Origin of the sequence: Herbaspirillum sp. WGmk3 (genome assembly GCF_023952535.1) — a bacterium.
Lineage (GTDB): Bacteria > Pseudomonadota > Gammaproteobacteria > Burkholderiales > Burkholderiaceae_D > Herbaspirillum > Herbaspirillum huttiense.
The window spans coordinates 124,113-150,754 of the sequence record NZ_JAKYWT010000002.1 but is presented as its reverse complement, the minus strand read 5'-3'; the positions used below and the strand labels follow the sequence as shown (position 1 = coordinate 150,754).

The window sequence follows — 26,642 nt, the reverse complement described above, 5'->3', positions numbered from 1 at the left end:
TTTCCTTGTTCAGCGCGCGCCCAGTTGCGCGCGCACGGTCAACGCCAGGGCGTCGCCGGTCAATTGTTCGAGGGTCAGGCAAGGCGCACCCAGCGCCTCGGCCAGCTGGGCCGCACGGCCCAGGCGCAGGTAGCCGGCTTCGGTGTCCAGCACCAAGGCCGGTACGCCCTGCGCGGCCAGCGTCTGTGCGGCTTGCAGGGTTTCAGTCCAGGGGTCGCCGCTGCTGCCGGGCAGGCTGACGTTGGCCTTGCCGTCGGAGAGGATCACCAGCAGCGGCGGTGCTTCCTGCGCGCTCTGCTGGGCGGCTTGCTGCAGCACTTGTGCCGCCAGTTGCAGCGCATGCGGCAACGGCGTGCGGCCGCCGGTCGGCAGCTCGCGCAAGCCCTGCTCGGCCAGATCGGCGCTGCGCGTCGGGGCCAGCAGCAATTGCGCCTGCTCGCCACGGAAGGCGATCACGGCCAGTTGATCGCGGCGCTGATAAGCATCGGTCAGCAGCGCAAGCACCGCGCCCTTGACCGCTTCCATGCGCCGCTGTGCGGCCATGGAGCCGGACGCATCGACCACGAAGACGATCAGGTTGGCACCGCGCCCGCTGCGGACCTGGCGATGCAGGTCGTCGCGGGTGACGGTGAGTGGCCCGTCCGTCTCGCCCGCCAGTGCGCCGCGCACGGCGGCACTGCGCAGGGTGGCACCGATGGCCAGGCGGTCAGGATTCGCATCGGGCACGGCGCGCACGGCGCTGCCCCGGTTGGCATCAGCCACGGTACTGCGGCGGCCGCTGGCTGCATTGGCGGCGGCTTGCGGCGTGGCAGCCACACTGATTCTGCGGGCCGTACCCGCTGCGGCAACGGCGAAGGTCTGTTGCCCGCCCTCGCCTTCCTGCTCCTGTTCCTGCTGCGGCTCATCTGAGGGAGGCGTCTCTGCCGTATCTACGCTCGGGGTATCGCCATGCTCGGCTTGCGGCTGCGGCGGCTCGGGCTGGCGCGCCTGATCGACCAGGTCATCCAGCTTGTCCTCGTCCATGCCGGTTTGCTCGAAGGGCTTGCGGCGGCGGCGATGCGGCAGCACCAGCAAGGCGGCTTCGCGTACATCGTCCGGTGTGACCCGCGTGCGGGCCTGCAGGGCGGCGATGGCGCGCGCGGTCTTGTGCATGACGATGTCGGCCCGCAGGCTCGCCACTTCGAACTCGCAGCAGAGATGGCTGATCAGCTCCAGCATGGCATCGTCCAGCACCACTGCTGGCAGCAGGCGCTGGGCCTCGGCCACCTGCGCAAGCAAGGCATCCTGCTGCGGCTGCCAGCGCTGCGCAAAGGCGGCGGGATCGGTCTCGAAGGCGATGCGTCGGCGTACCACCTCGGCGCGCACGATCTTGTCGGTCGGTGCGCTCACTTCCACCATGAGCCCGAAGCGGTCCAGCAATTGCGGCCGCAGATCGCCCTCTTCCAGGTTCATGGTGCCGATCAGCGTAAAGCGCGCCGGATGGCTGATCGAGATGCCCTCGCGCTGCACTGAATTGACGCCCATGGCGGCCACATCCAGCAGCACATCGACCAGGTGGTCGGCCAGCAAATTGACTTCATCGATGTAGAGGATGCCGCGATGGGCCGCTGCCAGCAGACCGGGCTGGAACGCGCGCTGGCCACCTTGAAGCGCCTGCTGCAGGTCGAGCGAACCGAGCACGCGGTCTTCGGTGGCGCCAAGTGGCAAGGTCACGAAGGGCACGGTGTCCTGGCGCTGTACCGGGTCTGTATTGCAAACTGTACAGGCACTGGCCGGCTGGCCCGGTGCGCACTGGAATGCACAGCCTTCGGTCAGGGTGATCGGTGGCAGTACCTGGGTCAGCCCACGGGCAGCGGTACTCTTGGCCGTGCCCTTGTCGCCGCGCACCAGCACGCCACCAATGCCGGGATCGACCGCGCACAGCAGCAGCGCCTGCTTCAGCAGCGACTGGCCGACGATGGCCGCGAAGGGATAGGCATGGAAGGCCGTCATTGCATGTCCTTGTTATGTTCACTGCCGCGCACGGTTTCACCGCGTGCTTCCAGCAGGCTTTCACTGTGCAGGTACAGTGAGCGCAACTGTTCGATGGTCTGTACTGCAGGTGTCTGCCACATGCCGCGGCTGGCGGCTTCCAGCAGACGCTCGGCGATGGCGTTCTGGGCCCAGGGATTGGCCTGCTCCAGGAACTCGCGCATGGCCGGATCGAAACCATAGGTCTCGGCCAGTTGCTGGTACATCCAGTCCTCCATCACTTGGGCGGTGGCATCGTAGCCGAACAGGTAATCAACGGTGGCCGTCAACTCGAGGCCTCCCTTGTAGCCATGGCGGCGGATGCTGGCCAGCCACTTGGGATTGACCACGCGGGCGCGGAAGACGCGCAGGGTTTCTTCCTTCAGGTCGCGCACGGCAGCGCGCTGCGGGTCGTGGCTGTCGCCAAAATAATGGCGCGGCTGCTGGCCGGACAAGGCGCGGATGGTGGCGATCATGCCGCCGTGATATTGCAGGTAGTCGTCGCTGTCGAAGATGTCGTGTTCGCGGTTGTCCTGGTTGTGCAAGGCGACCTGCACACCCGAGAGACGCTGGCGGAAGGCCTCGCGCTGGTCCGCGCCCTGCACCTTGCGTCCGTAGGCGTAGCCGCCCCAGTTGATGTAGGCCTCGGCGAAATCGGCCTGGTCCTGCCAATTCTTTTCCTGGATCAGCGGCAGGATGCCTGCGCCGTAGCTGCCGGGCTTGGCCCCGAAGACGCGATAGGAGGCCTGCGCCGCCGCCTCGGCCTGGCCCAGTCCGCCCTGCATGGCCTGCTGCAGATCGCGCAGGTAGTGCTTGCGCACGAAGTTCAGGTGGTCGGGCTCGTCGGCGGCGATGGCCAGTTGCACGGCATCGTCGATCAGGTCGATCAGTTGCGGGAAGGCATCGCGGAAGAAGCCGCTGATGCGCGTGGTCACGTCGATGCGGGGACGCTGCAATTGATCCAGCGGGATCAGTTCGACGCCCGCCACCTGCCGGTTGCCCTCGCGCCAGACCGGCTGCGCGCCCATCAATGACAGGATCTGCGCCACATCGTCGCCATGAGTACGCATGGCGCTGGTGCCCCAGATGCTGATGGCCACGCTCTCGGGATAGTCGCCGCTCTCGCGGTGATGGCGCTCCAGCACTTCGCGCGCCAGTTGCTGGCCCACGCGCCAGGCCGACTGCGAGGGCACGCTGCGTGGATCGACCGAGTAAAAATTGCGCCCGGTCGGAAGAATATGCGCCATGCCGCGCGTGGGCGAGCCGCTGGGTCCGGCCGGAATGTAGCCACCGCGCAGGCCGTTGAGCAGGTTGCTGATTTCCTCATCGGTGCGCTGCAGGCGCGGTACCAGTTGTTCGCAGGCGAAGCTGAGGATGCGGCGCACGGCGCTGGTGTCGGTGGCCTTGATGGCGGCGGCCGGTACTGCGCGCTTGACCGGGGCCGGTCGCGCCATGGCGCGCATGCCGCCGAGCACGCTGCCCGCACTTTTTTGCAGGGTCGGTTGCAGGCGCGGTTTTTCTTCGGCGGGGGCGCTGAACAAGGGGGCGAACAAGGCCTGGATCACGCCCTCGATGGACTGCACTGCAAAGCCTTGCTGCTGCAGGGCCTGCATCAGCGACAGGCACAGCGCATCGATGGCTTCGAGCGCATCGGCACGGGTAACGATGGCGCGCCCGGCCGTGCGGGAGAGCGCATCGTCGATGTTGAGGCGGCGGCCCTTGTGTTCCAGCAGCATATCCAGCGACAGGCCGAAGAGACGCGCCACTTCTTCCTGCAGGCCCGGCAGGTCCTGGTTGGGCAGACGCGTCAGGGCCACCAGCATGTCCGGCAGTTGCTGTTCATCGGGCATGCGGCCGAGGATGTGCAGGCCGTCGCGGATCTGGGCCGCGCCCAGTTCGCACAGGTAGCCGTCGAGATCCTCAATCAGGTGCGCCACACCGGCACCATCCAGTTCACTCAGCGCGTGCGGCAGCGCGCCGTCGTCGTGCGCATGGTCATGGTCGTGATGATGGTGATGGTCATCGTGATGATGATGTCCGTGATGATGGTGATGCCCATGGTCGTGCCCGTGCTCATGGTCATGATCGTGGTCATGATGCAGCAGCTTGTACTGCAGGTCCGTATCCAGATTGGTCTGCCGCACCAGCTCCCAGATCTGCTGCTGCAGCAGCGGCAGCTTGGCCGGATCGAGCACCTCGACCTGGTAATACTCGTCCACCAGCTGCGTGAGCTGGGCCAGCGCGCCGTAGCTGTCGGCGGTGGTCATGGGTGGCGTCAGGTGGTCCACCACCACGGCATGGGCGCGGCGCTTGGCCTGCGAACCTTCGCCGGGATCGTTGATGATGAAGGGATAGAACAGCGGCACGTCGCCCAGCAAGGCATCCGGGAAGCATTCTTCAGACAGGCCCACGCCCTTGCCCGGCAACCACTCCAGAGTGCCGTGCTTGCCGACGTGGACGATGGCATCCGCGCCCCATTCTTCATCCAGCCAGCGGTACAGCGCGTAGTAGTGATGCGTGGGCGGCAGGTCGGGCTGGTGGTAGATGGCGTCCGGGTCCATGCCGTAGCCGCGCGGCGGTTGCAGGGCCACGAAGGCATTGCCGAGGTCGAGGCCGGCGATCACCAGATGCTGGTCGTGCACGTAAGCCTCGCCGGGCGCGGCGCCCCATTGGCGCTGCATCCTGGCCTGCAAGACGGCGGGCAAGGCGGCGAACCATTGCGCATAGCGCGCCGCCGGAATGCGCGCGGCAGCGCGGCGCAGTTGGTCTTCGGAGAGCAGGATGTCGTCGTAGGAGCAGCAGTCCACCAGTTCGTGGATCAGGGCCGTACCGGTGTCGGGCAGACCGCCGATGGCATAGCCATCTGCTGCCAGCGCGCGCAGCACGGCCATGAGCGACTCGGGCGCATCCAGCCCCACGGCATTGCCGATCTGCGCGGCCTTGCTGCTGGAATTGGTGAAGATGAAGGCGATGCGCTTTTGCGCATTGGGCGTGCAGCGCAGGCGTACCAGCCGCTGCGCCAGCCCGGCGATGCGGCGCACGCGGTCCGGCAGGGCCTGGTACTGCACCACGCCCGCTTCACTGGTGTGCTTGAAGGACAGCGGCACCCCGATGATGCGGCCGTCGAATTCGGGCAGGACCACGTTCATGGCCGCATCCAGGGGATTCATGCCGCGCGTGGAATGCTGCCACTGGTCCTGCGTCATGCCGCTGGTGATGGCCTGCAGCACCGGGCGGTTCAACTGTTCCAGCACCGAGACCGACCAGCCCGCCGGCGTGATGCCGCCTGCCGTAATCTCGCCCATGGCGAAGCTGGTGGTGTTGATGATGAGATCGACCCGGCCCTCGGCGAAATACGCCAGCGCAGGCGGCAGCGTTGCCCCACTGCTGGCCGACACCCGCAGCGAGGAAGTAAACACTGGCAGCACATCCATGCCGCGCGCCTCCAGCGCCGCCACCAGCGCATCGATGAAGGCGGTATTGCCCGAGAGCCAATGCGCCCGGTAGAAGATGATGCCCACCGCCGGCTTGCCCGCCGGGGCCTGAGCGCGCAGGGCCAGCCAGTCGTCGAGGCGGGCGTCCTGTTCGAGGTCGGGATGATAAAGGCCGTGTTCGGGCAAGGCTTGCGCGGGTTCGTAGCCGTAGCCGCTCAGCAGCAGGCGGTCCGACAGACAGCGCAGCAACTGCGCCAGGTTGACGCTGCCGCCGCCGTTGAAATACGCCAGCGCCTGCTGTTGCACATCGGGCGCAGCAGTGGACGCCGCAGCCAGTTCGGCATCGGGCTCGCCAGTGCCGGACAGCACGATCAAGTGCCGCCCTTCGGCGCGCGCAGCGCGCAGCAATTCAGGAAAACCGGCTACTGCCCCCAGCCGTCCGAGTACGCGCAGCACGATCACCTGCGCGCTGGCCAGCTCCGCGCGCAGCAGGGTCGCCAGCGAGCGCAGCGGCTGACCCTGCTCATCGGTGCCGGATTGCAGGGCTTGCAGGTCGTAGCCCGCTACGGCGGGGAATTCCGCCGGCAACTGCGCGCGTGCAGCAGCCAGCAGCGCCAGGTCGGTCGGGGCGTGCGTCAGCAGGACGATGCGAGCCACGGGATCATGCATCGGAGACCTCCGCTTCCGGCAACACATCGCCGCTGCCCATGCGATGGAAGACCAGGTCGCTCACTTCGCGCCCGCCTTCCAGGTGCTCCACCACCACGCGCTCGATGGCGGCGGCATCCTCGCAGCGATACCACACGCCCTCGGGATAGACCACCACCACCGGGGCCTGCGCCTTGCAGGCCACCATGCAGTGGGTACGGGTACGCTTGACGCGCAGCTCGGGGCGGGCGTCAATCTGCTCGCCCAGCACGCCGAACATGGCTTCGGCCAGCACGCCGTTTTCGGTACAACGCGGACCCACGCACATGAGCACGTGACGATGATGAGTTCTCATGGCTTTGATGCTTTACTTTCCCCGGCGCAGCAACGCCGGACAGGGGCCGTCAGGGCCAGCCCATCAGCCGAAGCGGCGATAGAAGAAACCGGTCAAGCCGCCCAGCGCCAGCCAGAACACGGCATTGGCCGTCGCCGTGGCGCGGATGAAGGCTTGTGCCAGCTCTTCGGGTGCCACGCTGCCATGCACATCCGGCTGCGGTGCGCCGATGAAATGCGGAACCACCAGGAGCATGACGCCGACCAGCTTCCACGGCCAGCCACGGGTGAAGACGAACAGGCCCAGGCTGGCCGCCGTCATGGCGGCGGTCATCACCCACCAGAGCTGGCGCGCCTGCAGCGGTGCGGCCAGGGTACCGGGGACTTCCGGCGGCAAGCCCAGCGAGGGCGCGACGAAGAACACGCCATAACCGGCCAGGCCCCACAGCAGGCCGCTGCGCCAGCTGATCTGGCGTCCGCTCAGGGCAAAGGCCGCCACCAGCAGCAAGGCGAAACCGACCGCCATGCTGACGTTGGCCAGCACGGTGTAGCCGGTGCGCTCGGCGCCGTCAGCCGGCTCCCAGGCATTGGCGTCATGCGCGTGTTCGTGCTCATGTGCGTTCGCATGGGAGTGCTCGTGCGCAGCCGCCTGGGCGGCGGGTTCGTGGGCGTGGTCATCGGCCGCGGGGGCCGCCGATTCGCCGGCCTTTTCATATTCCTCGGCCTTGAGGATGATCTTTTCGACCTGGAATTGCTGCACGCCCGACAGCAGCACGCCCGACAAGGCGCCCGCCACCACCACTGCCGACGCCATGCGCCGGAATACGGTCCAGTTCATCGTCCGCTCCTCAGTGGCAGGGGAAACCGGCCGAGTGGCGGCCATCGTGGGCGGCATTGTGCAGCTCGACCTTGGAGGCGAAGCCGGCGCCGTAGATCAGCGCCACGCCCAGCGCGAAGGCCAGCAGCGAGGGCGCGATGCGGTCGCGCCAGACCTGGCTGCCGGAGCGGCTGGAAGAGGAAGAATCAGCGGTGTGACGGGCGTCGAGACCGGAGGGAGTGGACATGCGCTTTCCTTGGCAGGTGGATGAAACGAAGGAAGCCACACGGCGAGCGCCCAAGCACAATCCCGCCGTCGGCTGACGGCACCGGTTCACACCAGCGGGAAATGATGGAAGCTTTCCGCATGATCGCCCTCCGCGATGCATTCAAGAACTTGCCTCGGGCCGGTCTCCGGGCTGGCGAGGGGAAGCCTTGGGCTTCGGGACAGGCGCCTTCCCATGCGCGGGGCACAGTGGCGTAGTGCGTGTCCTTCCTCGCTTACCGTTGCGGGGGCAGCGCCGGCTTTGGCCCGATGCTGTGGCACCGGCCGCACCGGCTTCCCGTTTCAATCCCGGGCGCGGGTGCGCACGGAATACCAGAAGCAATGCTAAGGGGCGAAGTATAAAGGCGGGGGCGGGCTTGGGCAACCTGCATTGTCAGCCTGCACGGGGCTGGCGGCAACTTCAGCGGGGCAAGGCGGGCTGGAGCGGCGAGGAGGATGAGGGGGATGCACTGGAGGAAGCAGCCGGCAGTTGCGGCAAGGCAGGCGAAGCGGCCAGCTTGTAATACAGGCTCATTTCCGCCCCCATGCGGGTGGGAATGCGCGCCACGTACACCGAGCGCTGGCCGGACCGGGGACCGTGCCCGTGCACTTCCATCAGGCACAGGTAGCGATCCCCCAGGAAGCCCAGCACGGCAAACGAGGCCTTTTGCGGGCGGGACAGCCGGGGGGCGCGCTCCGGTGACAGGCCGATGGCCCGGTCAAGGTAGCCGCGATGGGAATTGACGAACAGATAGTCACGTCCGGGGGGCTTGCCGCTGGCATAACCGATGCGCCACTGACGATTGTCGCCATCGGGCAGATACAGGCTGTAGGGGGATGCCGGGCCGCTTTCCATCACCTCGACCCGCCCTGCGACCGGATCGATGCTGACCCGGCTGAGGGGAAAATGGTCTACGGCCAGGCAACTGGCCAGCACTTCTTCGGGCGGCGATGGCGGACCGGGCAGCGCCGCCAGACAGACGAACAGCAGGACCAAGGGCAGGCAGCGCAGCGCGCACTTCTTCCAGGGAGAGGCATGGACAAGGAAGCAAATCATTGACAGCTCCTTCAACAGACGGCGGATCAGATCGGCTGCAGCAGAAACACAACCGGCCACCATGGTTGCAGAAGGGCAATGCCATGGATATCAGAAAACTCTCAATGAGCAGGAACAAGTCACTTGCCACGGACGGCGTGCGCCCTGTTGTGCGCCCGGCGACAACACCGAGAGGCCGATGTCGGCTCGCGACGGCCTCAGCGCGGCCCGGCGACCATCTCGGCAAGAAAATCGAGGGCGACGAAGTGCCATTGCGCCGATTCGGCGTCATACAGCGCGATCTGGTTGATTTCCCGGCCCGGTTCAGTGCGGCCCGGGATGCGCTCCATGGCCCGCTCGGCATGCCGGTGGCGCTGCTGCGGGTTCAGTTGTTCCAGCCGGGCCGCTGTCTCCGCATGGGCGTAGAGACCGGCGCACTCCCATAGCCGGGCGTGGCATTCGAGATCGGCCAGTCCGATGTCCAGCGGGATGCTGTCGATGCTCGCCGACACCTGCGCCACGCGCGCCGACGACAGCCGCACGGGATCGCCCTGCGCGCGCACGGCGATGCGGCCATCGTGCGCGCCCCATGCCAGATGCAGGCAGTACGGCAAGTGGCCCTGATGACGCGCCACCAGTTCATCGGGGGAAAAGGACGCCACCGGCAGTATCTGGTAATCCTCCACAGCCAGACCCAGCCAGAGCGCATCGAGATGCGCATCAAAGGGAGACAGGTAGAGCACCATGGCCTGCGCACCGGCAGCCGGCCCGGCCTTGACCGGCTCGCACAGCACCCGGGCGGTGCTGCTGCCGCTTGGCTGCAGGCGTACCAGCACATGCAGGGGAAGCGCCGCCAGCACGGTGTGGCGGCGGCCAGCGGGAAAACCCATGGACTGCGGAGGATAGGGATACAAGGTGCCACTCCTGACAAGGACGGCGGAGGTGGCAGTCCTGCTCAATTCATCTGCTGTCTCCGCAAAAAGCAGATGCTTTCACAAATGCAAAGCGGCTTGAACGAGAAAAGTCTCAATCAACGCGAAAGAATGGCGGGGAGAGATGGCAGACTGCAAAGGAGATGGTGCGGACCGAAATCAGGGCGGTTCCGGGGCGATATGAAAGAAAAAGACAGCGCGCAGTCGCAATGGCCGCGTAGCGGCATGTTGCACGCTCGATCGCTCGCAAGACGTGAACGGAAATGCAAAAACCAAGGTCGCGATGGACGGCTGCAAGCGCAACGAAGAACGGCGCGCCTGCTTCGCAAGCGCGCTCAACGACAGCTACTTACATGCGCAAAGGCTTGTCGGAAGGCCGGGGATTGTCGGGCGGATCTTGCACCGGCACCGGCTCATCATCGGGCAGTGCCGGCGGCGGCAGGTTGGGCTCGTTGACCGGCGGGGTTTCTTGGGGAGTGTGCAGGGAATGGTACAAACAGACCTCCTCGGACAGGGCAATTCGGGTGGCAGATCCGGCAGGCAAGCTCAACCCTGGCCGGCCATCGGGTTCTGATGGGGAATCGGGTCCTGGGGCGGCGTCGGATCGAGCGGCGGGACCTCGACCGGCGGGGTGTCCTGGGGCTTGTGCATGGTGTTCTCCTCTGAGGGTAACGGGGTAGTGTGGTCGCCGGGCCGTGCCGGCAGCATGGGCAGCAAGCCATCATCGGCATTGGCCAGCGGGTCTTCGGTGCCGTCGGGCTCAACGACATGGCCGGGATCGGCCACGATGTGATCCGGCACGGGCGCGCCTGACGGCGCAGGCGGCGTGCCGGGTGGACGCAGCAGTGCGGCTGCCGGGGTTTCCGGTGGTCGCGCGCCCTGCGCTGCAGCGGACTCTGCAGCGAGATCCGGACGAGGCAGGTTCATGGCGGTCCTCCTGACAAGGTGGCAAACAATACCTCATCTTACGAAGCCCCTGCCCTGCCCTCAGCCAGACATCGGCCCATTCGCCTGTAGGAAGGCCGGAAAAAAAACGCCGCCAGCCCCAAGGGGTGGCGGCGTCATCGGCATGCGCAATGCAGGACGTCAGCGCAATCAGCTGGCCTTGAGCGCGCGCGTCACGATCTCTTGCGCTTCGGCGAAGATGCGGTCCAGATGCGCCTGGTCGCGGAAGCTCTCGCCATAGATCTTGTAGATGCTTTCGGTACCGGAAGGACGGGCCGCGAACCAGCCATTGTCGGTGACGATCTTCAGGCCGCCGAAGGGCTTGCCGTTGGCCGGTGCGGTCGTCATCACCTCGCGGATGGTCTCGCCGGCCAGCTCGGTCGACGTCACATCCTGCGGCGACAGTTTGGACAGGCGCGCCTTCTGCTCCGGCGTGGCGGCGGCTTCCTTGCGGCCATTGACAGGCGCGCCCAACTGGCGGGTCAGGTCCTGGTAGATCTGACCGGGATCATTGCCGGTGCGGGCGGTCATCTCGGCGGCCAGCAAGGCGGCGGTGATGCCGTCCTTGTCGGTGCTCCAGGGCTGGCCGTCGAAACGCACGAAGGAGGCGCCGGCGCTTTCCTCGCAACCGAAGCCGAGGCTGCCGTCGTACAGGCCATCGACGAACCACTTGAAACCGACCGGCATCTCCAGCAGCTTGCGGCCCAGGTGATCGGCCACGCGATTGATCATCTGGCTCGACACCAGGGTCTTGCCCACGGCCGCGTCAGCACGCCAGGCCGGACGATGGCGGAACAGGTAATACACCGCAACCGACAGGTAGTCGTTGGCCGGCAGCAGGCCGGTGCTTTTGGCGACGATGCCGTGGCGGTCATGGTCGGTGTCGCAGGCCATGGCGACGTCGAAACGGTCCTTCAGGGCGATCAGCTCGCTCATGGCATAGGGCGAGGACGGATCCATGCGGATCTGCGCGTCCCAGTCCAGCGGCACGAAGCGGAAGCTGGCATCGACATCGGTGTTGACCACTTCCAGGTTGAGCTTGTAGCGATCGGCGATGGCCGACCAGTAATGCAGGCCGGCACCGCCCAGCGGATCCACGCCGATCTTGACATTGGCCGCCGAGATGGCGCCCAGGTCGATGATGTTGGGCAGGTCGCCGACGTAGTTGTCGAGATAGTCGTAGCGGCGCGTGGTCTCGGCCTTCAGGGCCTTCTCGAAGCTGATGCGGCGCACGCCTTCCAGCTTCTGCTCCAGATAGCCATTGGCGCGCTTCTCGATCCAGCTGGTGACGTTGGAATCCGAGGGACCGCCATTGGGCATGTTGTACTTGAAACCGCCATTGTCCGGCGGGTTGTGCGAAGGCGTGACCACGATGCCATCGGCCAGCTTGTCGCGGTGCACGCGGTTGTGCGTGAGGATGGCGTGCGACACCGCCGGCGTGGGCGCATAGGGGCTGCCCTCGGCCAGCATGGTCACCACTTCGTTGGCGGCCAGCACTTCCAGTGCGCTGTGCCAGGCCGGTTCCGACAGGGCGTGGGTATCGATGCCCAGGAACAGCGGCCCCTTGAAACCCTGCTCCTTGCGGTAGTCGCAGATGGCCTGCGTGATGGCCAGCACGTGCCATTCGTTGAAGCTGTGCAGATTGGCATTGCCGCGATGGCCGGAGGTACCGAACGCCACACGGTGGCTGGCATCGGCCACATCAGGACGCAGGCTGTAGTAGTTCGACAGCAGCACCGGCAGGTTCACCAGGGCTGAGGGTGCGGCACGCTTGCCGGCGAGGGGATTGACGCTACTCATAGGTTTGTTCTGGATGAATGGATATCTGAGGAAACGAGGTGGCACGGCCACTTCGCTACTTGATCTTTTTTCAACGTCCCGGACATTGTAACGCCAGGATGGCGCGCTGCAGCATCGATATGAAGATTCTTGCAGAAAGCTTGCCACGAGGCACTCTTCACGGGGCTTTGCGGGCCACGGCGATGCGCGAGTGCCGCTGACGCATGAAGCTTCTTGCCGAAAAGCAAAACGCGTCCGGGCCTTGGCACGGACGCATTCGGTCAGGGCAGAAACACCGGCCGCGCCCCTTCAGGCGTGGCCGCGTGCTGGCCTGGTCAGGCTCGCCGGAAGGCGCGCACGATCACCAGCAGCACGATCGCACCCAGCGTCGCGGTGACGATGGAGGCCAGGATGCCGCCACCCACGGCGATGCCCAGCAGCCCGGCCAGCCAGCCACCGATGACGGCACCGACGATACCGATGAGGATGTCAGCCAGCAGACCGAAGCCGCCACCCTTGACCAGCACACCGGCCAGCCAGCCGGCGACGGCACCAATGATCAGCCATGCGATGAGTCCGTGTTCCATGATGTTCCCTTTCAATCGTTCTGTCGTTCTTGGGTTGATGTCGGAAACCGTGCAATGCAGGGGCTTCCTCTTGCTTCCACTTCTCTGCAAGCGCTCTGCGCAACAGATGAGGTGATGATAGAAAAGCGCGCGTCGGCAAGGTATCGGACAGCGGCCCATTTCCTTGTAGGACAAGCCCGGCATGTGGCGCTGTTGAGCCGATCAGCGCCAGGCCAGGCTGGTTTGCGGCGCGCAAAGCGGTCATGGCCGCGCCTTCCTCTTTTCCTACATCGCAAAAGGCGGCATTCCTATAGAGAGGAAGCGCGAGTTTTTTTACTCTTGCTGCACATAAGCGCAGTGCAGCATCGAACCCAGCATCCATCGCTTGCCGCCGCGCCTGCCCAATACCGCATTCGCCAGCCCGATTTCCAAGAGAGCCGCCATCATGTCCGCCACCGAAACCAGTGCCCGTCCGTCACCCGTCTTTGCCAATGCCTTCGCGCTGAACACCTTCGGCACTGCACCGCAGGCCGCCGAGGGCGCTGATTTCGTCGAACACTATGCCCGCTACGCCCGCGAATCGGCCGAGATGCTGCATCAGATTTCGATGAAGGCACCACAGCTGGCTTCGGTGCTGGACCAACTCAACGAAGGCAGCCTGCCGCAGCGCATCGCGCTGGTCGATGAGCAGGCAGCGGCCGCTGTACCGGCAACGCGCCGTCAGCCGCGCGCTTCCCTGCTGGAGACTGCGGCGCATGCATTGAGCCACGCATTCCCCGGCGTCGCGCCCCTGTTTCAGGGATGCCGCGCGTTTTTGCAAATGAAGATGATCAAGAACAACAGACAGGCGTGAGGAGGCGCGAGTCGCTAGCAAGCCTGCATTGTGTGCCTTTGGGTGTCACGCCCTTCACTCAACCAAAACTGGACTTACCATGAAAAAAATCACCAAAGCCGTTTTCCCCGTCGCTGGCCTCGGCAGCCGCTTCCTTCCCGCCACCAAGGCACAGCCCAAGGAAATGCTGCCCATCGTCGACAAGCCGCTGATCCAGTACGCCGTTGAAGAAGCGGTGGAAGCGGGCATTACCGAAATGATCTTCATCACCGGCCGCAACAAGCGCGCCATCGAAGACCACTTCGACAAGGCCTATGAGCTGGAATCCGAACTGGAAGCGGCCGGCAAGGTGAAGCTGCTGGAAACCATCCGCAACGTCATTCCCAAGCACATCAACTGCGTCTACGTACGCCAGGCCGAGCCGCTGGGCCTGGGCCACGCCGTGCTGCTGGCCAAGCCGCTGGTGGGTGACGAGCCCTTCGCCGTGCTGCTGGCTGACGATTTCATGGATGCCGCGCCCGGCCAGAAAAACGTGATGGCACAGATGACCGAACTGTACGAACGTGAAGGCAAGAGCCTGCTGGCCGTGCAGGACGTACCTCGTCCGGAAACCCGCCAGTACGGCATCGTCAGCGGCACCGCACACGGCGAGCGTACCGAGCTGCTGAGCGGCATCGTCGAAAAGCCGTCGCCGGAAGACGCACCGTCGACCCTCGCCGTCGTGGGCCGCTATGTGCTGACCCCGGCCATCTTCGAGCGCCTGGAAAACATCGGCACCGGTGCCGGTGGCGAAATCCAGCTGACCGATGCCATCTCTGCCCTGCTGGAACAGGAACAGATCCTGGCCTATCGCTACGAAGGCCAGCGTTTCGACTGCGGCTCCAAGCTGGGCTACCTGAAGGCAGCCGTCGCCATGGGCTTCAAGCACAAGGAAGTCGGCACCGGCTTCGCCCAGTTCCTGCAGGAATTCACCAGCCAGAACGATCTGGCGCAGGCCGCCCAGCCCAAGGGCCCGGCCACCGTGACCCCACTGAAGACTGCTGCCGGCAACCAGCCTGGCAGCACACCGGTCTCCAGCGATAAGTTGCCAGCCGTCGCCAACAGCATCATGTAAGTCCCCGGTAGAGAGCGTTGTTGATTGCAGTCCGTCCGCAAGGCCGGGCTGCTTTTTTTTGTGGCTTTGCGCTTCGTATAAATTGTTTTGACCTTTGTCACAGAGTTTTAACCTGGACTTGCTAGCATCGCGGCCATGAATCTGGAGAAGTTCATTTCGCCCGGGACAAGTAATTCGCCGCAATACGGCCAGGCGCGTATGCTGTGGTCACCGCACCCCTGAAAACGTTTGCAACATCGAAATACGACGATGAAATCGTTGCCAGGCGGCAGGAATGTTGCGGCAAAGGCGCAAAAAATATATATTGTTTATATCAATTTTCAGAGGAGCGTTCATGGCCACCAGAGTTCAAGCCGCAGCAGCAGCAACCGAAACCAAGAAACCTGTCGCCAAGCCGGCAGCCCCCAAGCCCGCCGCGGTGAAGAAACCAGCCGTCAAGCCCGCCACCCGCGCAGCCGCCAAGCCGGCCGCTGCAGCAGCTGCACCGGCAGCACCCAAGGCCGAAAAGAAGGTCGAGAAAGTCGTCAAGCCTGAAAAGGCCGACAAGCCGGTCAAGGCCGAGAAGGTAGAAAAAGTCGAGAAAGCCCCCAAGGCCAAGAAGGTCAAGCAAGTGCGCGACAGCTTCACCATGCCCGAGAACGAGTACGCCGTGCTGGCCCAGGTCAAGAAGACCTGCCTGAAGTCCGGTGTCGAGATCAAGAAGAGCGACCTGCTGCGTATCGGCGTGTCGCTGATCAAGAACCTCAAGATCAACGAATTGAAGGACATCCTCGGCAGCCTGACCCCGCTGAAGGTGGGACGTCCCAAGAAGTAAGCCCCCCTGCTCTTCGCAAACAGCAATGCCGCCCGGTTCATCCGGGCGGCATTGTTTTTGGCAGCGAGAATTTCCTTCGAATTCTTCGATCGCCCTCAACTCCTGTCCGGATTGCCGATGCTGCGCACGACGCGCCACCGTCCGCCACTGACGCGATACAAGGTAAATACGGGATCACGCAAGTTGCCTTGGGCATCGAAGGCGATCGTGCCGGAAATCCCCTTGTATCGAATCCGGTGCAGACTGGCCGTGACCTTGGCCGGCTCCACCGAATCGGCCTCGCGCATGGCGGCCGCGATCACGCGCACGGCATCATAGGCAAAGGGCGCATAGAGATAGATCTCGCACTGATAACGCGCCTTCCAGGCTTGTTCGAAATGGCTCCACTGCGGGCCCTTGTAGGAAGGCAGTCCCGGTTCCACCACGCTCACCCCCTCCCCGGCGGCACCGGCCAGCTTGAGAAAGGTCGGCCCCACCAGTCCGCCGATCCCCACCAGCGGGGCGCGGATCTGCAGACGCCGCAGGTCCTGTACCAGTTGCGCGGCCTGAGCATCGAGTCCGGCGAAGAAGACCACGTCGGGATGGCTGTCGCGGATGCTGCGCAGGACGCTGTTGAAGTCGGAGGTCTTGCTGCTCACCGCATAGCGTCCCGTGACCCTGCCCTGCAAGGCCGTCAGCGACTTGACGAATTCATCGGCGTAAGTGGAGCCAAACACCGTGCTGTCATCGATCACGGCGACGTTGACGCCTTTCAGCTCGCGGACGACATAGTCGGCGGTCAGGCGCGCGCCCTCGCCGTCGTGCGGCACGATGCGGAAGGCACTGGCGTCGCCCTGCTGCGTGTAAGCCGGGGCCGTTACGGCGGGGGCCACGTGCGGAATGCCGGCCGCGGCATAGATGCGTGCGGCGGGGATGCCCACGCCACTGTTCCAGTGACCGACTACGGCGGCCACCTTGCTCTTGACGAAGTAATCGGCGATCAGCTCGCCCGTGCGCGGATCGGCCCGGTCGTCCTGCGGCAGCAGCTTGAACAGTACCGGCTCGCCGGCGATGACGGGCTTGCTGTTGTTGATGTCGTCCACCGCCAGTTGGGCGGCGCGTTCCAGGCTCACGCCCGTGCTGCCGGACGGGCCGCTCATGGGCGCGGCCAGGCCGATCAGCACGGTACGTGCCTGGGCCCCTGCGCTGCCGCTGGCAATAAAGCACCCTGCGCCCGCCAGAGCCAGGGTGAGCAGGAGGGATTGTCGCAATGCCTTGATCATCTTGTTCCTTGCTGCGGTACTGCCGAGATGGCTTGAGTCTGGATTGAGATTGACGGGGCTACCCGCCGGGACGCTCAGAAATTCAGTTCCCACTCGCAGGCTTGGCCGACCTCGATCACGCCGCCCTCCCCGCCGATCACGATGGCGTTCTGGCCGAAGGTGAGACCGCCATTCACCCTGGCATTGGCACGATAGGTGGCCAGCGTGTCCATGGGTTCATTGGGCCACTGCGGATCGCGCTGGCCGCTGCGCTGGTCGATGCCGGGGATCGGACATCTTGCACAAGACTTCACCAGCTTCAGTTGTACCGGACGGTCTTCACTGCCCAGGCGCACGGTATCGATGAAGTCTTCTTCATAGGCCTCCCAACCGGCGATCACCAGGTTAGGACGGAAGCGATCCATGGGCAAGGCCGGTGCGCCCTTGGCAGCGAGCCGGGCGTTGAGGTCATCCAGCGAGGCCTGGCCGATCACCAGCAGCGGATAGCCATCCGAAAACTGCGTCGTGGCCCGATGCTCGCCGGTCCAGCGGGTACTGCAGGCGCGCTTGACGGCCGGATTGAAGCGCACCAGGCGGGCGTCATCCTGCAGGTAGGCGGAGAACCACTCGCGCGCCTGCTCACCCTGGTCGAGCGCTTCGATCCGGCTGTCCCAGACCTTGACGGCGAGCGTGGCACCATCCTGGCCGGCGGCGGCCAGCTGCAGCGCGGGCATGCCGGGCGCACGCAGCACCAGGGCATCACCCTCGAAAGCGGGCGTGATGCAGGCCATCGCCGGATGCGTGCGCTGGGTCAGGAACTGGCCCTGGCGGTCCACCAGCATCCAGTGGCGGTCCAGCGCCAGGCCCAGCGGACTGATCTCGGCGCGGCTCAGGGAGAGCGCGCCGCAGGATTTGATCGGATAGAAGAAGATGGCACTGAGCGTAGTACCGCTGAAGCTAGTGTTCGACATGGTGTGACCGTCCCCCCGGATGGCGGCGCAAAGAAGCGCCCGATGAGTAGTATTAGTGATGAAGTTTCTGCAAGACATTACCACAAGCTGGCGGTTTCGCCCGGCTGACGATACGCCGTGTTCCCACTCATGCGACAATGCGCCACGGACGCATATGAACTTTTCTGACGGGAGCGCCATGCTGTTTGCCAAATTCTTCCATCTGCTGGGCCTGACGATCTGGGTCGGCGGCATGTTCTTCGCCCACATGGCCCTGCGCCCCGCGCTGGGCGTGCTGCATCCTGAGCAGCGGCTGAGCCTGATGGCGGCCGTGCTGGCCAATTTCTTCATCTGGGTCTGGGTCGCCATCGCACTGGTGCTGGGCAGCGGCCTGCACATGATGGCCATGATGGGCGCTGCCAAGCTGCCGCCTTATGTCCACGCCATGACCGGCATCGGTATCGTGATGATGCTGATCTTCGCCCACATCTTCTTCGCCCCCTTCCGCCGCCTCAAGCTGGCGGCCGCCCAGCAAGACTGGGACCGCGCCTCGCGCGCCCTGCGCCAGGTGCGCATGCTGGTAGGCATCAACCTGTGCCTGGGCCTGCTGACCATCGCCATCGGCGCACTCGGCCCCTTGAGCGTCTGAACACAAGCCTTCATTTTGGGGAGACCGCCGTGCTGACCGATTCACAATGCCAGGAAGCCGCCGACCTGCTGTGGGACTGCTGGGCGCACAACCGCCGCATCCCGCAATTGCCGGCGCATCTGCAGCCGGGGGACCGGCGTCAGGCCTATGACATCCAACGCCGCCTGGAGGCGCGCAGCTTCGCGCCGCTGGCCGGCTGGAAGAACGCCGCCACCGGTCCCGGCGGACAGCAATTGCTCAAGGTCGATGCGCCGCTGGCTGGCCGCCTGCTGGCCGAGCGCATTCACCGCAGCGGTGCCCGCATCACGCTGGGCGACAACCTGATGCGCGTGGCCGAAGTGGAAGTGGCCTTCCGCATGGGCAGCACGCTCGCGCCACGCAATACGCCTTACACGCAGGAAGAAGTGATGGCGGCCGTGGCCACGGTGCATCCGGCCATCGAGATCCCCGACACCCGGTATGACCTGTTCCGCGAAGTAGGCGCAGCGCAGCTGATCGCCGACAACAGCTGTGCCGACCAGTTCGTGCTGGGCGCACCGGCCAGCATCGACTGGCGCAGCCTGGACCTGGCCGCGCTGGCGACCTCGGCCACCATCGAAGGCGGTGAAAGGCGCACCGGCAGTGGTGCCCAAGTGCTGGGCGATCCGCGCGTGGCGCTGACCTGGCTGGCCAATGAATTGCGCGAGTACGGCCTGACACTGGCGGCCGGACAGCTGGTTGCCACCGGCTCCACCATCGTGCCCATGCCGGTGCGGGCAGGACAGACGGTGCTGGCCGAGCTGGGCGTGCTTGGCTCGGTGGTGGTGCATCTGGACTGAGCGCCAGTCCGGCCGGAATCAAAAAAGGGGATGAGCGCTGGCTCATCCCCTTTTTCATTGGGCGATCCGGAAAGCTCAGGTGGCCTTGTCCGTGCCGGGCTTGACTTCCTCGTAGCGGCGCGCCAGTTCCTGGCGCAGCGACTTGCGGATCACGGCGGCGTCAAAGCGGCGCTTTTCTTCCTGCGAGAAGGGTCGCAGCGGCGGCACCGGGATCGGCTTGCGCTGGTCGTCCACGGCCACCATGGTGAAGAAGCAGCTGTTGACGTGGCGCGTTTCCTGGGTGCGGATGTTCTCGGCCACCACCTTGATGCCGATTTCCATGGACGACTTGCCGGTGTGGTTGACGCTGGCCAGGAAGGTCACCAGCTCGCCCACGTGGATGGGCTGGCGGAACATCACCTGGTCCACCGACAGGGTCACCACGTACTGGCCGGCGTAGCGGCTGCCGCAGGCATAGGCCACCTGGTCAAGCAGCTTGAGGATGGTGCCCCCGTGTACATTGCCGGCGAAGTTGGCCATGTCCGGGGTCATCAGGACCGTCATGGTGAGTTGGTGAGATGGCAGATCCATGGTGCGTGGCTCTCTCTGTAGTGTGATGGCGATGGGTTGATCTTGGAATGAAATGACACCGGAGTGCCGTGCGCCGGCACGCTCCCCCGAGCGCGCGCAGGCGACCGGCCGGGACGCTCTCGTGGAGGAAAGCACCCCGGCCGCGGCCGACATTATCGGCCAGCCAGCCCGGCTATGGCAAAAAAACTCGCGTCAGCTGTCGCGCAGCCGCCCGCTCAGGCCCGCACCACCGGCTCGGCTGCCGCGAAATGCTCCTCGCAATTGCGCAGGAACTGGCGCACGGAAGCGCTGATGGCTTCCGGCGACCAGCCGGCGATGTGCGGGGTCAGGACCACATTGGGCAGGCCGATCAGGGCGGCAGGCGGCTTGGGCTCGCCTTCGTAGACATCCAGCCCGGCGCCGGCCAGGCGGCCGGCCGACAAGGCCGCGGCGAGGGCCTCGGTATCGACGATGCTGCCACGGCCGATGTTGACCAGGTAGCCCTTGGGACCGAGTTCTTCCAGCACGCGTGCATTGATGAGGTGATGGGTCTGGGCGCCGCCGGGCGCTGCCACGATCAGGCAGTCGGCCCAGCCGGCCATCTGGGCCACGTCCGGGAAGTAGTGGAAATCAACGTCATCACGCTTCTTGCGGTTGCAATAGGCGATCTCGGCATCGAAGGCGGCAGCGCGGCGGGCGATCTTCTTGCCGATATTGCCCATGCCGACGATGCCTACCCGCTTGCCCGCCAGCTGCGGTTGCAGGGGGATGGTTTCGCGCCAGCCGCCGTCGCGGGTGTAGCGGTCCAGCACCGGGATGTTGCGCAGGATGGCCAGCAGCAGGCCCAGCGTATGGTCGGCCACGCAGTCCTCGTTGGTACCGGCACCGGTGGCGATCTCGATGCCATGCGCCTTGGCGTGGGCGGCATCGATGTTTTCAAAACCGGCGCCCAGGGCACACACCAGCTGCAGATGCGGCAAGGCGCGCATTTCGTCGGCAGTGAGGCCGGTGGAGCCGTTGGTCAGCACCACCGCCACCTTTTTGGCCGGGCCGGCGATTATCGCGTCACGGCGCTGGCGATCCGGCGCGTAGAGGATGTCGTAGTGGGCGGCGATGGTGGCAGTGCTTTCTTCGGAAAGGTGAATCAGGACGAGCAGAGGCGGTTTCATGAGGGGGACCTGGCCGGACGAGGAAAAGGAAGACGTGAAGGAAAACGCAATCAACGCCATTCTATTGCGAAACAGCAGAGTGAGCAGCCTGCCACTCATCAGCCGCTGCCGTCAGCATGCGAATTCCATGCCATCAGCGTCCATCAATGCGAAGAAGCCCGATGCACCAACAGGCGGATCGGGCTTCTTTAGGGCCTGTTCACATTTAATCTGCGAGTGCGAGAGGTCGCCAAGCGTTGTCTGCCTAGGCGCGGCGACGCGCCGTGGTGGTGCCACGGCAAGGAGCTGCAACAACGGCAGGCGACGCTTGGCGGCCTCTCCCGGAGGGTTGCCCCCAGAAGGCGCGCTGGCCGCGTTGCACGTCAGGGCTGGTGGCACCACCACCAGCCCTGACGCGCGCCTTGCCACCCCGCCTTCTGGGGGCAACGCATCTCGCAGATTAAATGTGAACAGGCCCTAGTGGGAAACGGCGGTCAATGCCGCGCTGTCTGCTTCTCCAGCAGGTCATGCGCAGCCTGACGCGCGCCCTCCTCGGCCGCCTTTTCATCGGCGAAGGTCTGGTCGGGCAGCACGCGCTGCACCGGGAATACCGGGTTGCGATGCATGGGATTGGTGGAATGGCCGAAGATGGCCACCTGGGCCACCCATTCGTCGCCGCCTATGAGGCGCACGCCAGCGTATTCCACTTCGTAATCGCCTACTTGTTCAGTGGGCATGATGGTCTCCTCTGCGGATGGGCCGATAGCCTGGGGTCTCAGGCCGCGCCGTCGCCGCTGCGTTGGTCCAGATGGGTGATGGCGTAGCCTTTCTCGCCGATCTGCATGAAGGCATCTTCCGGCTCCAGCGTGAAATGCCGCTTCCCGTCGCGCTCAAAGTCCACGTTTTGCTCGTGGAGCTGCCAGTCGGTATTGGTCACCTCTTCCGGCATCGGCTTTTCGTGGGGCAGGACGAGGTAGGAAAACAAACCGTCGCCGTCCGGGCGCTTGTACACATCGACTTTCATCTTGGGGCCTCCTGGTCGGGTTGAACATGGGCACTGCTTCAAGATGCGACTGAGGGTTCGGTCATTGGTTCGCCGCCGCGATGGACTGAACTGCACAAAGCGGGTTGCGCTGTCAGCCGGATCCGACAGGCGCATGGACAATGGAAGAATTCTTCATTTCACGATAGCACCAGCATCGCGCAGAAGCCAGCCGAGGGCGGACCGCGCGCCGATTCAGTCAGTTTGCCGACGCAGCCATGCCAGCGCGCCCGAGAGGCTGCGGAAGTCCGCCAGCGAACGGCAGGCCATCTGCGGATGGCGCTCGCGCAGCATGCGCGACAGTGCCGCGCCAGGCCCCAATTCCAACGCGACCGTCACGCCACGCTCAGCCATGGCATCCATGCAGCCGGCCCACTGGATGGGCGCGACCAGCTGTCGCACCAGCAGTGTCCGCGCCTGCGCTGCATCGGCAATCGCCTGCCCGGTGACACCCGCCAGCAAGGCCGGACCGGGCGAGCGCAGCTGGAGTGCGGCAAGCTCTGCCGCAAACAAGTCCGTGGCCGCCTGCATCAATGGGGTGTGCGAGGCCAGCCCGACGGGCAGGGAGGAAATCCGCGCGCCAGCGGCCGCAAGCTCATCCGCAGCGGCTTGCAAGGCTGTTCCGGCACCACCGGCGATGAGGGTATCGTCACCGGTGACGATGGCCACATCGCCACCGTGACGCGCCAGGCATTCCTGCGCGACGGACAACGCCACTCCACCGATGGACATCAAGCCTTGTTCCGGCTGCACGCTGGCAGCCTCGGTCATCGCTGCTGCGCGTCGTGCAGCCAGCGCGACGGACTGCGCGGGATCGAGGACCCCGGCGACCGCATAGGCGGCCAGTTCGCCCACGCTGTAACCCGCCACCACCAAAGGCGCACCCGCGAAGGCTGACAACGGCTCCCGCAACGCTTGCCATGCGGCGAGTTGCGCCGCGACGATCAGCGGTTGGGCGTTGCGATTGGCGTACAGCTGCGCAGGATCGTTGAGCACCGTTTCCACCGGCGCTTGCAGATGCGACGACAGATCGCTTTGCGTCAGGAAAGCGCTGGCCACGGGATCCTCGCGCAGCAGATCGAACATGCCCGCATGCTGCGCGCCCTGCCCCGGACACAGGATAGCCAGGCGCAGACTCATAAGTTGCAAACCTCATGGACCAGGCAAGCCGCCGCCAGCAGATCGGCCGCGCCGCCCGGCGACAGGCGGCGGGTGACGAACTCGCGATGGCAGTCCAGCGCACGCGCTTCCCAATCGGCAAGCGCAGTACCGCCCGCCGCCAGGAAGGCCGCACTGCGACTGCGAACCAGGGCAGCGCCCTCGGCCCCGCCGCGATGGTAGACATTGGTATCGCTGAGATGCGCCATCAGCGCAAAGAGCGCATCGATACGAGCGTGATGCAGATCGCGCCCAGCCGCCAGCGTGGCCTGCAATTGCGGCAAGGCCACCTCGAACACCGCCGGGAAGCCCAGCGCGCCCTCCTCTCGCGCCCCGCCCACGGCATGCTCGGCGGCCACGCGCTGGCCATGGCTGTGCTGGCCGCACGGCATCGCTGCCGCGCTATGGCGGGCCAGTGCATCGCCCCACTGGATCAGCAAGGTGGCGCGGATAGTGGCCGGTTGCAGGGGCATGTGACGGCCCCGCGCATATCCCGTGGCCGCGCACAGCATGCCCAGCGCAAAGATCGCGCCGCGATGCGTGTTGATGCCGCCGGTGGCGCGCAACATGCGCTCTTCGGCGCGAATCGCCAGCGTCTGCAGGGCGCGGAAAGACGCGCCGTCGAGGCCTGCGGCGGCGATCTGGAAAAAGTAATGGCGCAGCGCAAACAGACTGCGCAGGAAAGTCTCGGCCGTCATGTCGGTGTGGCTGCCATTGTCCACGCGCGAGACCAGGCCGGGCTTGGGATAGAGCACCAGTTCCTGGTACAGGCTGCGCACCGCCAGGCGCGCCAGCTGGCGGCAGAACGCCAGGTTCTCGCGGGCGGCCCGGCGCTTCTGCGTGTGGTGCAGCGGCCGGGCCAGCGTATCGGGGTGCTGCATCAGGCGGCGCATGTCTGCTCCTGCGGCAGGCTGGCGCGCAGTGCGCCCACGCGTTCGAGCGCTACGCTGGCTGGCCGCTTGACCAGCACCTGGCCTTCGGGATGGCTGCCCAGCACCGCGACCTGTCGCCATTCCTTCCACGACATGGCGGCCCCGTCAGGAAACACGATTTCTCCATCCAGCGGCAGGAACATCGCCTGCCAGGCCAGCAGCCTCACGCCTGCTTCCAGCTGGGCCTGGCTGCGCGGCTGGAACAGCAGGTCGATGTCGGAACTGCTGCGCAGATAGACTTGCGCCGTCACCGCCTGCCAGGCCAGAGAACCGAATACAGAGAGAGCAATACCGGCGCGCTCCATGTGCTCCTGCAACTCCGCCAGCCCAGCCTGCCACGCGGCCGGCAGACCGGCCAGACGCGCAGCGACGATGTCGCGCAGCAGGAAAGGCGCGCGGCTTGATGCCACTTCATCGGCCCTCACCCGCAGCGCGATGCGCGGCTTGTTGCCCTGCGCATCGGGCGGCAAGGCGATGCCGACACAGATCTCTTCGTCCTTGGCCTCCACGTCGCGGCGACGCACGATCAGCGGCCAGCGCATGCGCTGCCAGTGCTGTAGCGTGGCCTGCTGGCGTGCATCACTGCCACCGGCCAGCAGGCGCGACCAGCCCGCCTCGCTCAGCCAGAGCAGGTGATGACGCGAGTCGGCCAGAGCGGACGCGGACGGCATGCTCATCCGTTCAAGGGCGTATCGTTGGCGACCGCATCGATGACGCGTTGCGCCCATTTGCGCCCGCCCCGTTCGAGACCCGTGGCCGCACGCGTGTCGGCACTGCGATCCTGGGCCAGCGCATCGGCCAGCGCCTTGGCGAGGTCGCCATTCCAGATCGCGGCAACGCCGCCCATGCGTAAATAATTTTCAGGTCCGGGGGCAAACACCGGATTGCTCTTGGCCAGTTCGGTCAGCCGCTCTTCCGGCACCTTGGTAATGCGAGCCATCGCGGGCAGGCCCATGACGCGAATGGTCGCCTCCGGCAAGGCATAACAGGCATCGGCGATCAGGCCGCTGGTGATGAAGCCGCCCGACAGCGCCTGGTCATACACCAGGCCGACCACGCGATGACCCTGGCGGCGCGCCAGTTCCACGCATTTGCCCAGATGCGCCATGAAGCTGTTGATGCCCAGCATTTCATCGCGGTGACGCAGGCGCTGGCCCTGGGTATCGACCAGGATCACGATGGGCCGGCCGGGATGTTCACGCACCGTCTGCAGGATCGCACTGGCCTGGGCCAGCGCAATTTCGATGCCGATGGGCGTATGCCCGGTGGTACCGACTACGGTGACGGTACGGCCATCCACCTGCGCCGTGCCGGAAAGGAAGTGATCCTGGTCGGTGATCGCGTGGCCTTGCGGGAACAAGTCCTGCGCCAGTGCGCGCCAGTCGACCTGGGGTTGAGTAACAGTCTGGTTCATGAATTCCTCTCAGGCCTTGGAGACGATGCGCAGGCGCTCGGCCATGGCGGTGAAGGCAGCGGCTTCCAGCATCGGTACCGTTTCCGGTCGGGCCACGCCCAGCTCGGCCCAGATATCCATCGGGTCCTCGGCATGGCCGAAAGTGGCGATGCGACGGCGCAGCATCTCCTGCTCGGCTTCCAGCCCGGCCAACGTGAGCTTCGCATCGCTGACGGCGGACAACGCGGCGATGGCTGCCGTGCGGAAGGCATCAATATCGTCGCTCACCAGTTGCTGGCAATCGCCGATCAGGTAGCGATGCTTGCCGCCGGTGGTACGCCAGACCAGGGCACGGTCGCGCGAATCGAATTCCTCGACGCCATTGGCAGTCTCGATCACTTCCGGACCGGACATGGCCAGCCGCCCTTCCTCGGACATGATGATGGTATTGGCACAGCGCGCCACGATGCCCATGCCGCCGAAGCAGCCATTGGCGCCACCGACCAGCACGATCACGGGAATGCCGGCGGCACGCGCCTCCAGCACCGCACGCATCACTTCGGAGACGGCGATGAGCCCGGCATTGGCTTCATGCAGGCGCACGCCGCCGGTTTCCAGCAGCAGGATCACGCCTGCGGCCTGCCTGGCCATGGCGCGCTTGAGCAGCCCCACCAGTTTGGCACCGTGCACCTCGCCCACTGCCCCACCCATGAATCCGCCTTCCTGCGCGGCGGCCATCACGGCGCGTCCGCCCAGCAGGCCTTCGCCGATGATGACGCCATCATCGAAGGAGACCGGTGCATCGAGCTGACCCAAATGGGGGCTGACTACGCGCTGCGCGGGCGGCAGCAGTTCCTTGAAGCTGGCGGCGTCCAGCACCGCCAGGATGCGCTCGCGCGCCGTGGCTTCCAGATAGCTCGCACTCATGCGCCCTCCTCCACCATGGCTTCCACGGCCTGATCCAGGCGCAGGCTGACCACGGCCGGCGTGGCCCCCATGTCATTGATGGAGATGCGGGTATCGGCCAGTTGCCAGCGTTGCTGGAAGTCGGTCATCACCGCTTTCCAGATGGTGCCGAAGCCGCGCGCGGCGGTCTTGACCTCGATGGCGCAGGCACCATTGAGGGCCGCATGCTCGATCAGTACCTCCAGGTTGCCCGAGCTGACCACGCCGACCAGTTCAGGCGTGGCCTTGAGGCGGCGGTGGCCGTGCTCGAAGCGAAAAGTCAAAGTTTCCAT

The 26,642-nt window shown here is 65.4% G+C and carries 28 protein-coding genes and 1 riboswitch; of the genes, 5 read left to right on the top strand and 23 right to left on the bottom strand.

The genetic code is table 11. The annotated features are described in order from the left end of the window. Positions 1 to 9 precede the first annotated feature (9 nt). The 11 genes from MKD49_RS06750 to MKD49_RS06700 form a co-directional block, all read right to left on the bottom strand. Positions 10 to 1,992, bottom strand: coding sequence for a putative cobaltochelatase (locus MKD49_RS06750; RefSeq protein ID WP_252695856.1), 1,983 nt, complete (start codon positions 1,990 to 1,992; stop codon positions 10 to 12). Then, positions 1,989 to 6,113 carry a cobaltochelatase subunit CobN gene (locus MKD49_RS06745; protein ID WP_252695855.1) on the bottom strand — a complete coding sequence of 1,375 codons (4,125 nt, stop codon included), beginning with the start codon at positions 6,111 to 6,113 and terminating at the stop codon, positions 1,989 to 1,991. The genes MKD49_RS06750 and MKD49_RS06745 overlap by 4 nt, the downstream gene beginning before the upstream one ends. After that, the gene (locus MKD49_RS06740) at positions 6,106 to 6,447 is read right to left on the bottom strand and encodes a ferredoxin (protein ID WP_252695854.1); all 342 of its coding nucleotides are present in this window, start codon (positions 6,445 to 6,447) and stop codon (positions 6,106 to 6,108) included. Before MKD49_RS06740 ends, MKD49_RS06745 begins: the two co-directional genes overlap by 8 nt. Before the next feature lie 63 nt (positions 6,448 to 6,510). After that, positions 6,511 to 7,263: a CbtA family protein gene (locus MKD49_RS06735; RefSeq protein WP_252695853.1), complete on the bottom strand. Its 753-nt coding sequence runs from the start codon at positions 7,261 to 7,263 to the stop codon at positions 6,511 to 6,513. Positions 7,264 to 7,273: 10 nt separating this feature from the next. Continuing rightward, entirely contained in the window at positions 7,274 to 7,489 is a 216-nt protein-coding gene (locus tag MKD49_RS06730; protein WP_121041568.1) for a CbtB domain-containing protein, read from the bottom strand. A 139-nt stretch (positions 7,490 to 7,628) separates the two neighbouring features. Further along, positions 7,629 to 7,859, bottom strand: a riboswitch (cobalamin riboswitch). Between the two features lie 68 nt (positions 7,860 to 7,927). Beyond that, positions 7,928 to 8,563 (bottom strand): hypothetical protein, encoded by a 636-nt coding sequence (locus tag MKD49_RS06725; RefSeq protein WP_252695852.1) that lies wholly within the window; start codon positions 8,561 to 8,563, stop codon positions 7,928 to 7,930. A 197-nt stretch (positions 8,564 to 8,760) separates the two neighbouring features. Then, positions 8,761 to 9,456, bottom strand: a complete 696-nt coding sequence (locus tag MKD49_RS06720; protein WP_252695851.1) for a hypothetical protein — start codon at positions 9,454 to 9,456, stop codon at positions 8,761 to 8,763. 367 nt (positions 9,457 to 9,823) lie between these two features. Further along, positions 9,824 to 9,970 carry a hypothetical protein gene (locus tag MKD49_RS06715; RefSeq protein WP_166675071.1) on the bottom strand — a complete coding sequence of 49 codons (147 nt, stop codon included), beginning with the start codon at positions 9,968 to 9,970 and terminating at the stop codon, positions 9,824 to 9,826. 50 nt (positions 9,971 to 10,020) lie between these two features. Further along, on the bottom strand, positions 10,021 to 10,401 hold the full coding sequence (locus MKD49_RS06710) for a hypothetical protein (protein ID WP_252695850.1): 381 nt from the start codon (positions 10,399 to 10,401) through the stop codon (positions 10,021 to 10,023). 168 nt (positions 10,402 to 10,569) lie between these two features. Next, the gene (pgm, locus tag MKD49_RS06705; RefSeq protein WP_252695849.1) at positions 10,570 to 12,219 is read right to left on the bottom strand and encodes a phosphoglucomutase (alpha-D-glucose-1,6-bisphosphate-dependent); all 1,650 of its coding nucleotides are present in this window, start codon (positions 12,217 to 12,219) and stop codon (positions 10,570 to 10,572) included. Positions 12,220 to 12,533: 314 nt separating this feature from the next. Beyond that, entirely contained in the window at positions 12,534 to 12,785 is a 252-nt protein-coding gene (locus tag MKD49_RS06700; protein WP_017450312.1) for a GlsB/YeaQ/YmgE family stress response membrane protein, read from the bottom strand. A 424-nt stretch (positions 12,786 to 13,209) separates the two neighbouring features. Between MKD49_RS06700 and MKD49_RS06695 the strand changes: the two genes are divergently transcribed. The 3 genes from MKD49_RS06695 to MKD49_RS06685 all read left to right on the top strand — a co-directional run bounded on the left by MKD49_RS06695 (position 13,210) and on the right by MKD49_RS06685 (position 15,524). After that, on the top strand, positions 13,210 to 13,617 hold the full coding sequence (locus MKD49_RS06695; protein ID WP_198516508.1) for a hypothetical protein: 408 nt from the start codon (positions 13,210 to 13,212) through the stop codon (positions 13,615 to 13,617). A gap of 79 nt (positions 13,618 to 13,696) precedes the next feature. Next, the gene (gene galU / locus MKD49_RS06690; RefSeq protein WP_121041574.1) at positions 13,697 to 14,710 is read left to right on the top strand and encodes a UTP--glucose-1-phosphate uridylyltransferase GalU; all 1,014 of its coding nucleotides are present in this window, start codon (positions 13,697 to 13,699) and stop codon (positions 14,708 to 14,710) included. Between the two features lie 334 nt (positions 14,711 to 15,044). Continuing rightward, a complete protein-coding gene (locus MKD49_RS06685; protein WP_252695848.1) occupies positions 15,045 to 15,524 on the top strand; it encodes a hypothetical protein in 480 nt (159 codons plus the stop codon). Between the two features lie 95 nt (positions 15,525 to 15,619). Here MKD49_RS06685 and MKD49_RS06680 read toward each other — a convergent pair whose 3' ends face one another. Together MKD49_RS06680 and MKD49_RS06675 are read right to left on the bottom strand one after the other, a co-directional pair. Next, the gene (locus MKD49_RS06680) at positions 15,620 to 16,786 is read right to left on the bottom strand and encodes a branched-chain amino acid ABC transporter substrate-binding protein (protein ID WP_252695847.1); all 1,167 of its coding nucleotides are present in this window, start codon (positions 16,784 to 16,786) and stop codon (positions 15,620 to 15,622) included. 74 nt (positions 16,787 to 16,860) lie between these two features. Further along, the gene (locus tag MKD49_RS06675; protein ID WP_252695846.1) at positions 16,861 to 17,736 is read right to left on the bottom strand and encodes an MOSC domain-containing protein; all 876 of its coding nucleotides are present in this window, start codon (positions 17,734 to 17,736) and stop codon (positions 16,861 to 16,863) included. Positions 17,737 to 17,914: 178 nt separating this feature from the next. On the opposite strand from MKD49_RS06675, the gene MKD49_RS06670 reads away from it, so the two are divergent. Both MKD49_RS06670 and MKD49_RS06665 read left to right on the top strand, forming a co-directional pair. Further along, positions 17,915 to 18,364 (top strand): CopD family protein, encoded by a 450-nt coding sequence (locus MKD49_RS06670; protein ID WP_252695845.1) that lies wholly within the window; start codon positions 17,915 to 17,917, stop codon positions 18,362 to 18,364. Positions 18,365 to 18,393: 29 nt separating this feature from the next. After that, positions 18,394 to 19,182: a 2-keto-4-pentenoate hydratase gene (locus MKD49_RS06665; protein ID WP_204726547.1), complete on the top strand. Its 789-nt coding sequence runs from the start codon at positions 18,394 to 18,396 to the stop codon at positions 19,180 to 19,182. Positions 19,183 to 19,257: 75 nt separating this feature from the next. Here the strand turns inward: MKD49_RS06665 and MKD49_RS06660 are convergent, their stop codons facing one another. The 10 genes from MKD49_RS06660 to mdcC form a co-directional block, all read right to left on the bottom strand. After that, a complete protein-coding gene (locus MKD49_RS06660) occupies positions 19,258 to 19,752 on the bottom strand; it encodes an acyl-CoA thioesterase (RefSeq protein ID WP_121041586.1) in 495 nt (164 codons plus the stop codon). A 215-nt stretch (positions 19,753 to 19,967) separates the two neighbouring features. Further along, positions 19,968 to 20,900: a 2-hydroxyacid dehydrogenase gene (locus MKD49_RS06655; protein WP_252695844.1), complete on the bottom strand. Its 933-nt coding sequence runs from the start codon at positions 20,898 to 20,900 to the stop codon at positions 19,968 to 19,970. A gap of 473 nt (positions 20,901 to 21,373) precedes the next feature. After that, the gene (locus tag MKD49_RS06650) at positions 21,374 to 21,616 is read right to left on the bottom strand and encodes a hypothetical protein (RefSeq protein ID WP_034334153.1); all 243 of its coding nucleotides are present in this window, start codon (positions 21,614 to 21,616) and stop codon (positions 21,374 to 21,376) included. Between the two features lie 38 nt (positions 21,617 to 21,654). After that, positions 21,655 to 21,903: a DUF6139 family protein gene (locus MKD49_RS06645; protein ID WP_039785709.1), complete on the bottom strand. Its 249-nt coding sequence runs from the start codon at positions 21,901 to 21,903 to the stop codon at positions 21,655 to 21,657. 213 nt (positions 21,904 to 22,116) lie between these two features. Continuing rightward, positions 22,117 to 23,061 (bottom strand): ACP S-malonyltransferase, encoded by a 945-nt coding sequence (locus MKD49_RS06640; protein WP_252695843.1) that lies wholly within the window; start codon positions 23,059 to 23,061, stop codon positions 22,117 to 22,119. Continuing rightward, a complete protein-coding gene (mdcB, locus tag MKD49_RS06635; RefSeq protein ID WP_252695842.1) occupies positions 23,058 to 23,972 on the bottom strand; it encodes a triphosphoribosyl-dephospho-CoA synthase MdcB in 915 nt (304 codons plus the stop codon). Before mdcB ends, MKD49_RS06640 begins: the two co-directional genes overlap by 4 nt. Beyond that, on the bottom strand, positions 23,960 to 24,682 hold the full coding sequence (gene mdcG / locus MKD49_RS06630) for a malonate decarboxylase holo-[acyl-carrier-protein] synthase (protein ID WP_252695841.1): 723 nt from the start codon (positions 24,680 to 24,682) through the stop codon (positions 23,960 to 23,962). The genes mdcB and mdcG overlap by 13 nt, the downstream gene beginning before the upstream one ends. 2 nt (positions 24,683 to 24,684) lie before the next feature. Then, positions 24,685 to 25,425: a biotin-independent malonate decarboxylase subunit gamma gene (gene mdcE / locus MKD49_RS06625; RefSeq protein WP_252695840.1), complete on the bottom strand. Its 741-nt coding sequence runs from the start codon at positions 25,423 to 25,425 to the stop codon at positions 24,685 to 24,687. Positions 25,426 to 25,434: 9 nt separating this feature from the next. After that, entirely contained in the window at positions 25,435 to 26,331 is an 897-nt protein-coding gene (locus tag MKD49_RS06620) for a biotin-independent malonate decarboxylase subunit beta (RefSeq protein WP_252695839.1), read from the bottom strand. Then, complete coding sequence (gene mdcC / locus MKD49_RS06615) at positions 26,328 to 26,642, bottom strand: malonate decarboxylase acyl carrier protein (RefSeq protein ID WP_252695838.1); 315 nt, start codon at positions 26,640 to 26,642, stop codon at positions 26,328 to 26,330. The genes MKD49_RS06620 and mdcC overlap by 4 nt, the downstream gene beginning before the upstream one ends.

What these genes read in the sequence shown, in the direction of transcription:
- MKD49_RS06750 (WP_252695856.1), bottom strand. Translation starts at nt 1,992, where the DNA reads ATGACGGCCTTCCATGCCTATCCCTTCGCGGCCATCGTCGGCCAGTCG.
- MKD49_RS06745 (WP_252695855.1), bottom strand. Translation starts at nt 6,113, where the DNA reads ATGCATGATCCCGTGGCTCGCATCGTCCTGCTGACGCACGCCCCGACC.
- MKD49_RS06740 (WP_252695854.1), bottom strand. Translation starts at nt 6,447, where the DNA reads ATGAGAACTCATCATCGTCACGTGCTCATGTGCGTGGGTCCGCGTTGT.
- MKD49_RS06735 (WP_252695853.1), bottom strand. Translation starts at nt 7,263, where the DNA reads ATGAACTGGACCGTATTCCGGCGCATGGCGTCGGCAGTGGTGGTGGCG.
- MKD49_RS06730 (WP_121041568.1), bottom strand. Translation starts at nt 7,489, where the DNA reads ATGTCCACTCCCTCCGGTCTCGACGCCCGTCACACCGCTGATTCTTCC.
- MKD49_RS06725 (WP_252695852.1), bottom strand. Translation starts at nt 8,563, where the DNA reads ATGATTTGCTTCCTTGTCCATGCCTCTCCCTGGAAGAAGTGCGCGCTG.
- MKD49_RS06710 (WP_252695850.1), bottom strand. Translation starts at nt 10,401, where the DNA reads ATGAACCTGCCTCGTCCGGATCTCGCTGCAGAGTCCGCTGCAGCGCAG.
- pgm (WP_252695849.1), bottom strand. Translation starts at nt 12,219, where the DNA reads ATGAGTAGCGTCAATCCCCTCGCCGGCAAGCGTGCCGCACCCTCAGCC.
- MKD49_RS06700 (WP_017450312.1), bottom strand. Translation starts at nt 12,785, where the DNA reads ATGGAACACGGACTCATCGCATGGCTGATCATTGGTGCCGTCGCCGGC.
- MKD49_RS06695 (WP_198516508.1), top strand. Translation starts at nt 13,210, where the DNA reads ATGTCCGCCACCGAAACCAGTGCCCGTCCGTCACCCGTCTTTGCCAAT.
- galU (WP_121041574.1), top strand. Translation starts at nt 13,697, where the DNA reads ATGAAAAAAATCACCAAAGCCGTTTTCCCCGTCGCTGGCCTCGGCAGC.
- MKD49_RS06685 (WP_252695848.1), top strand. Translation starts at nt 15,045, where the DNA reads ATGGCCACCAGAGTTCAAGCCGCAGCAGCAGCAACCGAAACCAAGAAA.
- MKD49_RS06680 (WP_252695847.1), bottom strand. Translation starts at nt 16,786, where the DNA reads ATGATCAAGGCATTGCGACAATCCCTCCTGCTCACCCTGGCTCTGGCG.
- MKD49_RS06675 (WP_252695846.1), bottom strand. Translation starts at nt 17,736, where the DNA reads ATGTCGAACACTAGCTTCAGCGGTACTACGCTCAGTGCCATCTTCTTC.
- MKD49_RS06670 (WP_252695845.1), top strand. Translation starts at nt 17,915, where the DNA reads ATGCTGTTTGCCAAATTCTTCCATCTGCTGGGCCTGACGATCTGGGTC.
- MKD49_RS06660 (WP_121041586.1), bottom strand. Translation starts at nt 19,752, where the DNA reads ATGGATCTGCCATCTCACCAACTCACCATGACGGTCCTGATGACCCCG.
- MKD49_RS06655 (WP_252695844.1), bottom strand. Translation starts at nt 20,900, where the DNA reads ATGAAACCGCCTCTGCTCGTCCTGATTCACCTTTCCGAAGAAAGCACT.
- MKD49_RS06650 (WP_034334153.1), bottom strand. Translation starts at nt 21,616, where the DNA reads ATGCCCACTGAACAAGTAGGCGATTACGAAGTGGAATACGCTGGCGTG.
- MKD49_RS06645 (WP_039785709.1), bottom strand. Translation starts at nt 21,903, where the DNA reads ATGAAAGTCGATGTGTACAAGCGCCCGGACGGCGACGGTTTGTTTTCC.
- MKD49_RS06640 (WP_252695843.1), bottom strand. Translation starts at nt 23,061, where the DNA reads ATGAGTCTGCGCCTGGCTATCCTGTGTCCGGGGCAGGGCGCGCAGCAT.
- mdcB (WP_252695842.1), bottom strand. Translation starts at nt 23,972, where the DNA reads ATGCGCCGCCTGATGCAGCACCCCGATACGCTGGCCCGGCCGCTGCAC.
- mdcG (WP_252695841.1), bottom strand. Translation starts at nt 24,682, where the DNA reads ATGCCGTCCGCGTCCGCTCTGGCCGACTCGCGTCATCACCTGCTCTGG.
- mdcE (WP_252695840.1), bottom strand. Translation starts at nt 25,425, where the DNA reads ATGAACCAGACTGTTACTCAACCCCAGGTCGACTGGCGCGCACTGGCG.
- MKD49_RS06620 (WP_252695839.1), bottom strand. Translation starts at nt 26,331, where the DNA reads ATGAGTGCGAGCTATCTGGAAGCCACGGCGCGCGAGCGCATCCTGGCG.
- mdcC (WP_252695838.1), bottom strand. Translation starts at nt 26,642, where the DNA reads ATGGAAACTTTGACTTTTCGCTTCGAGCACGGCCACCGCCGCCTCAAG.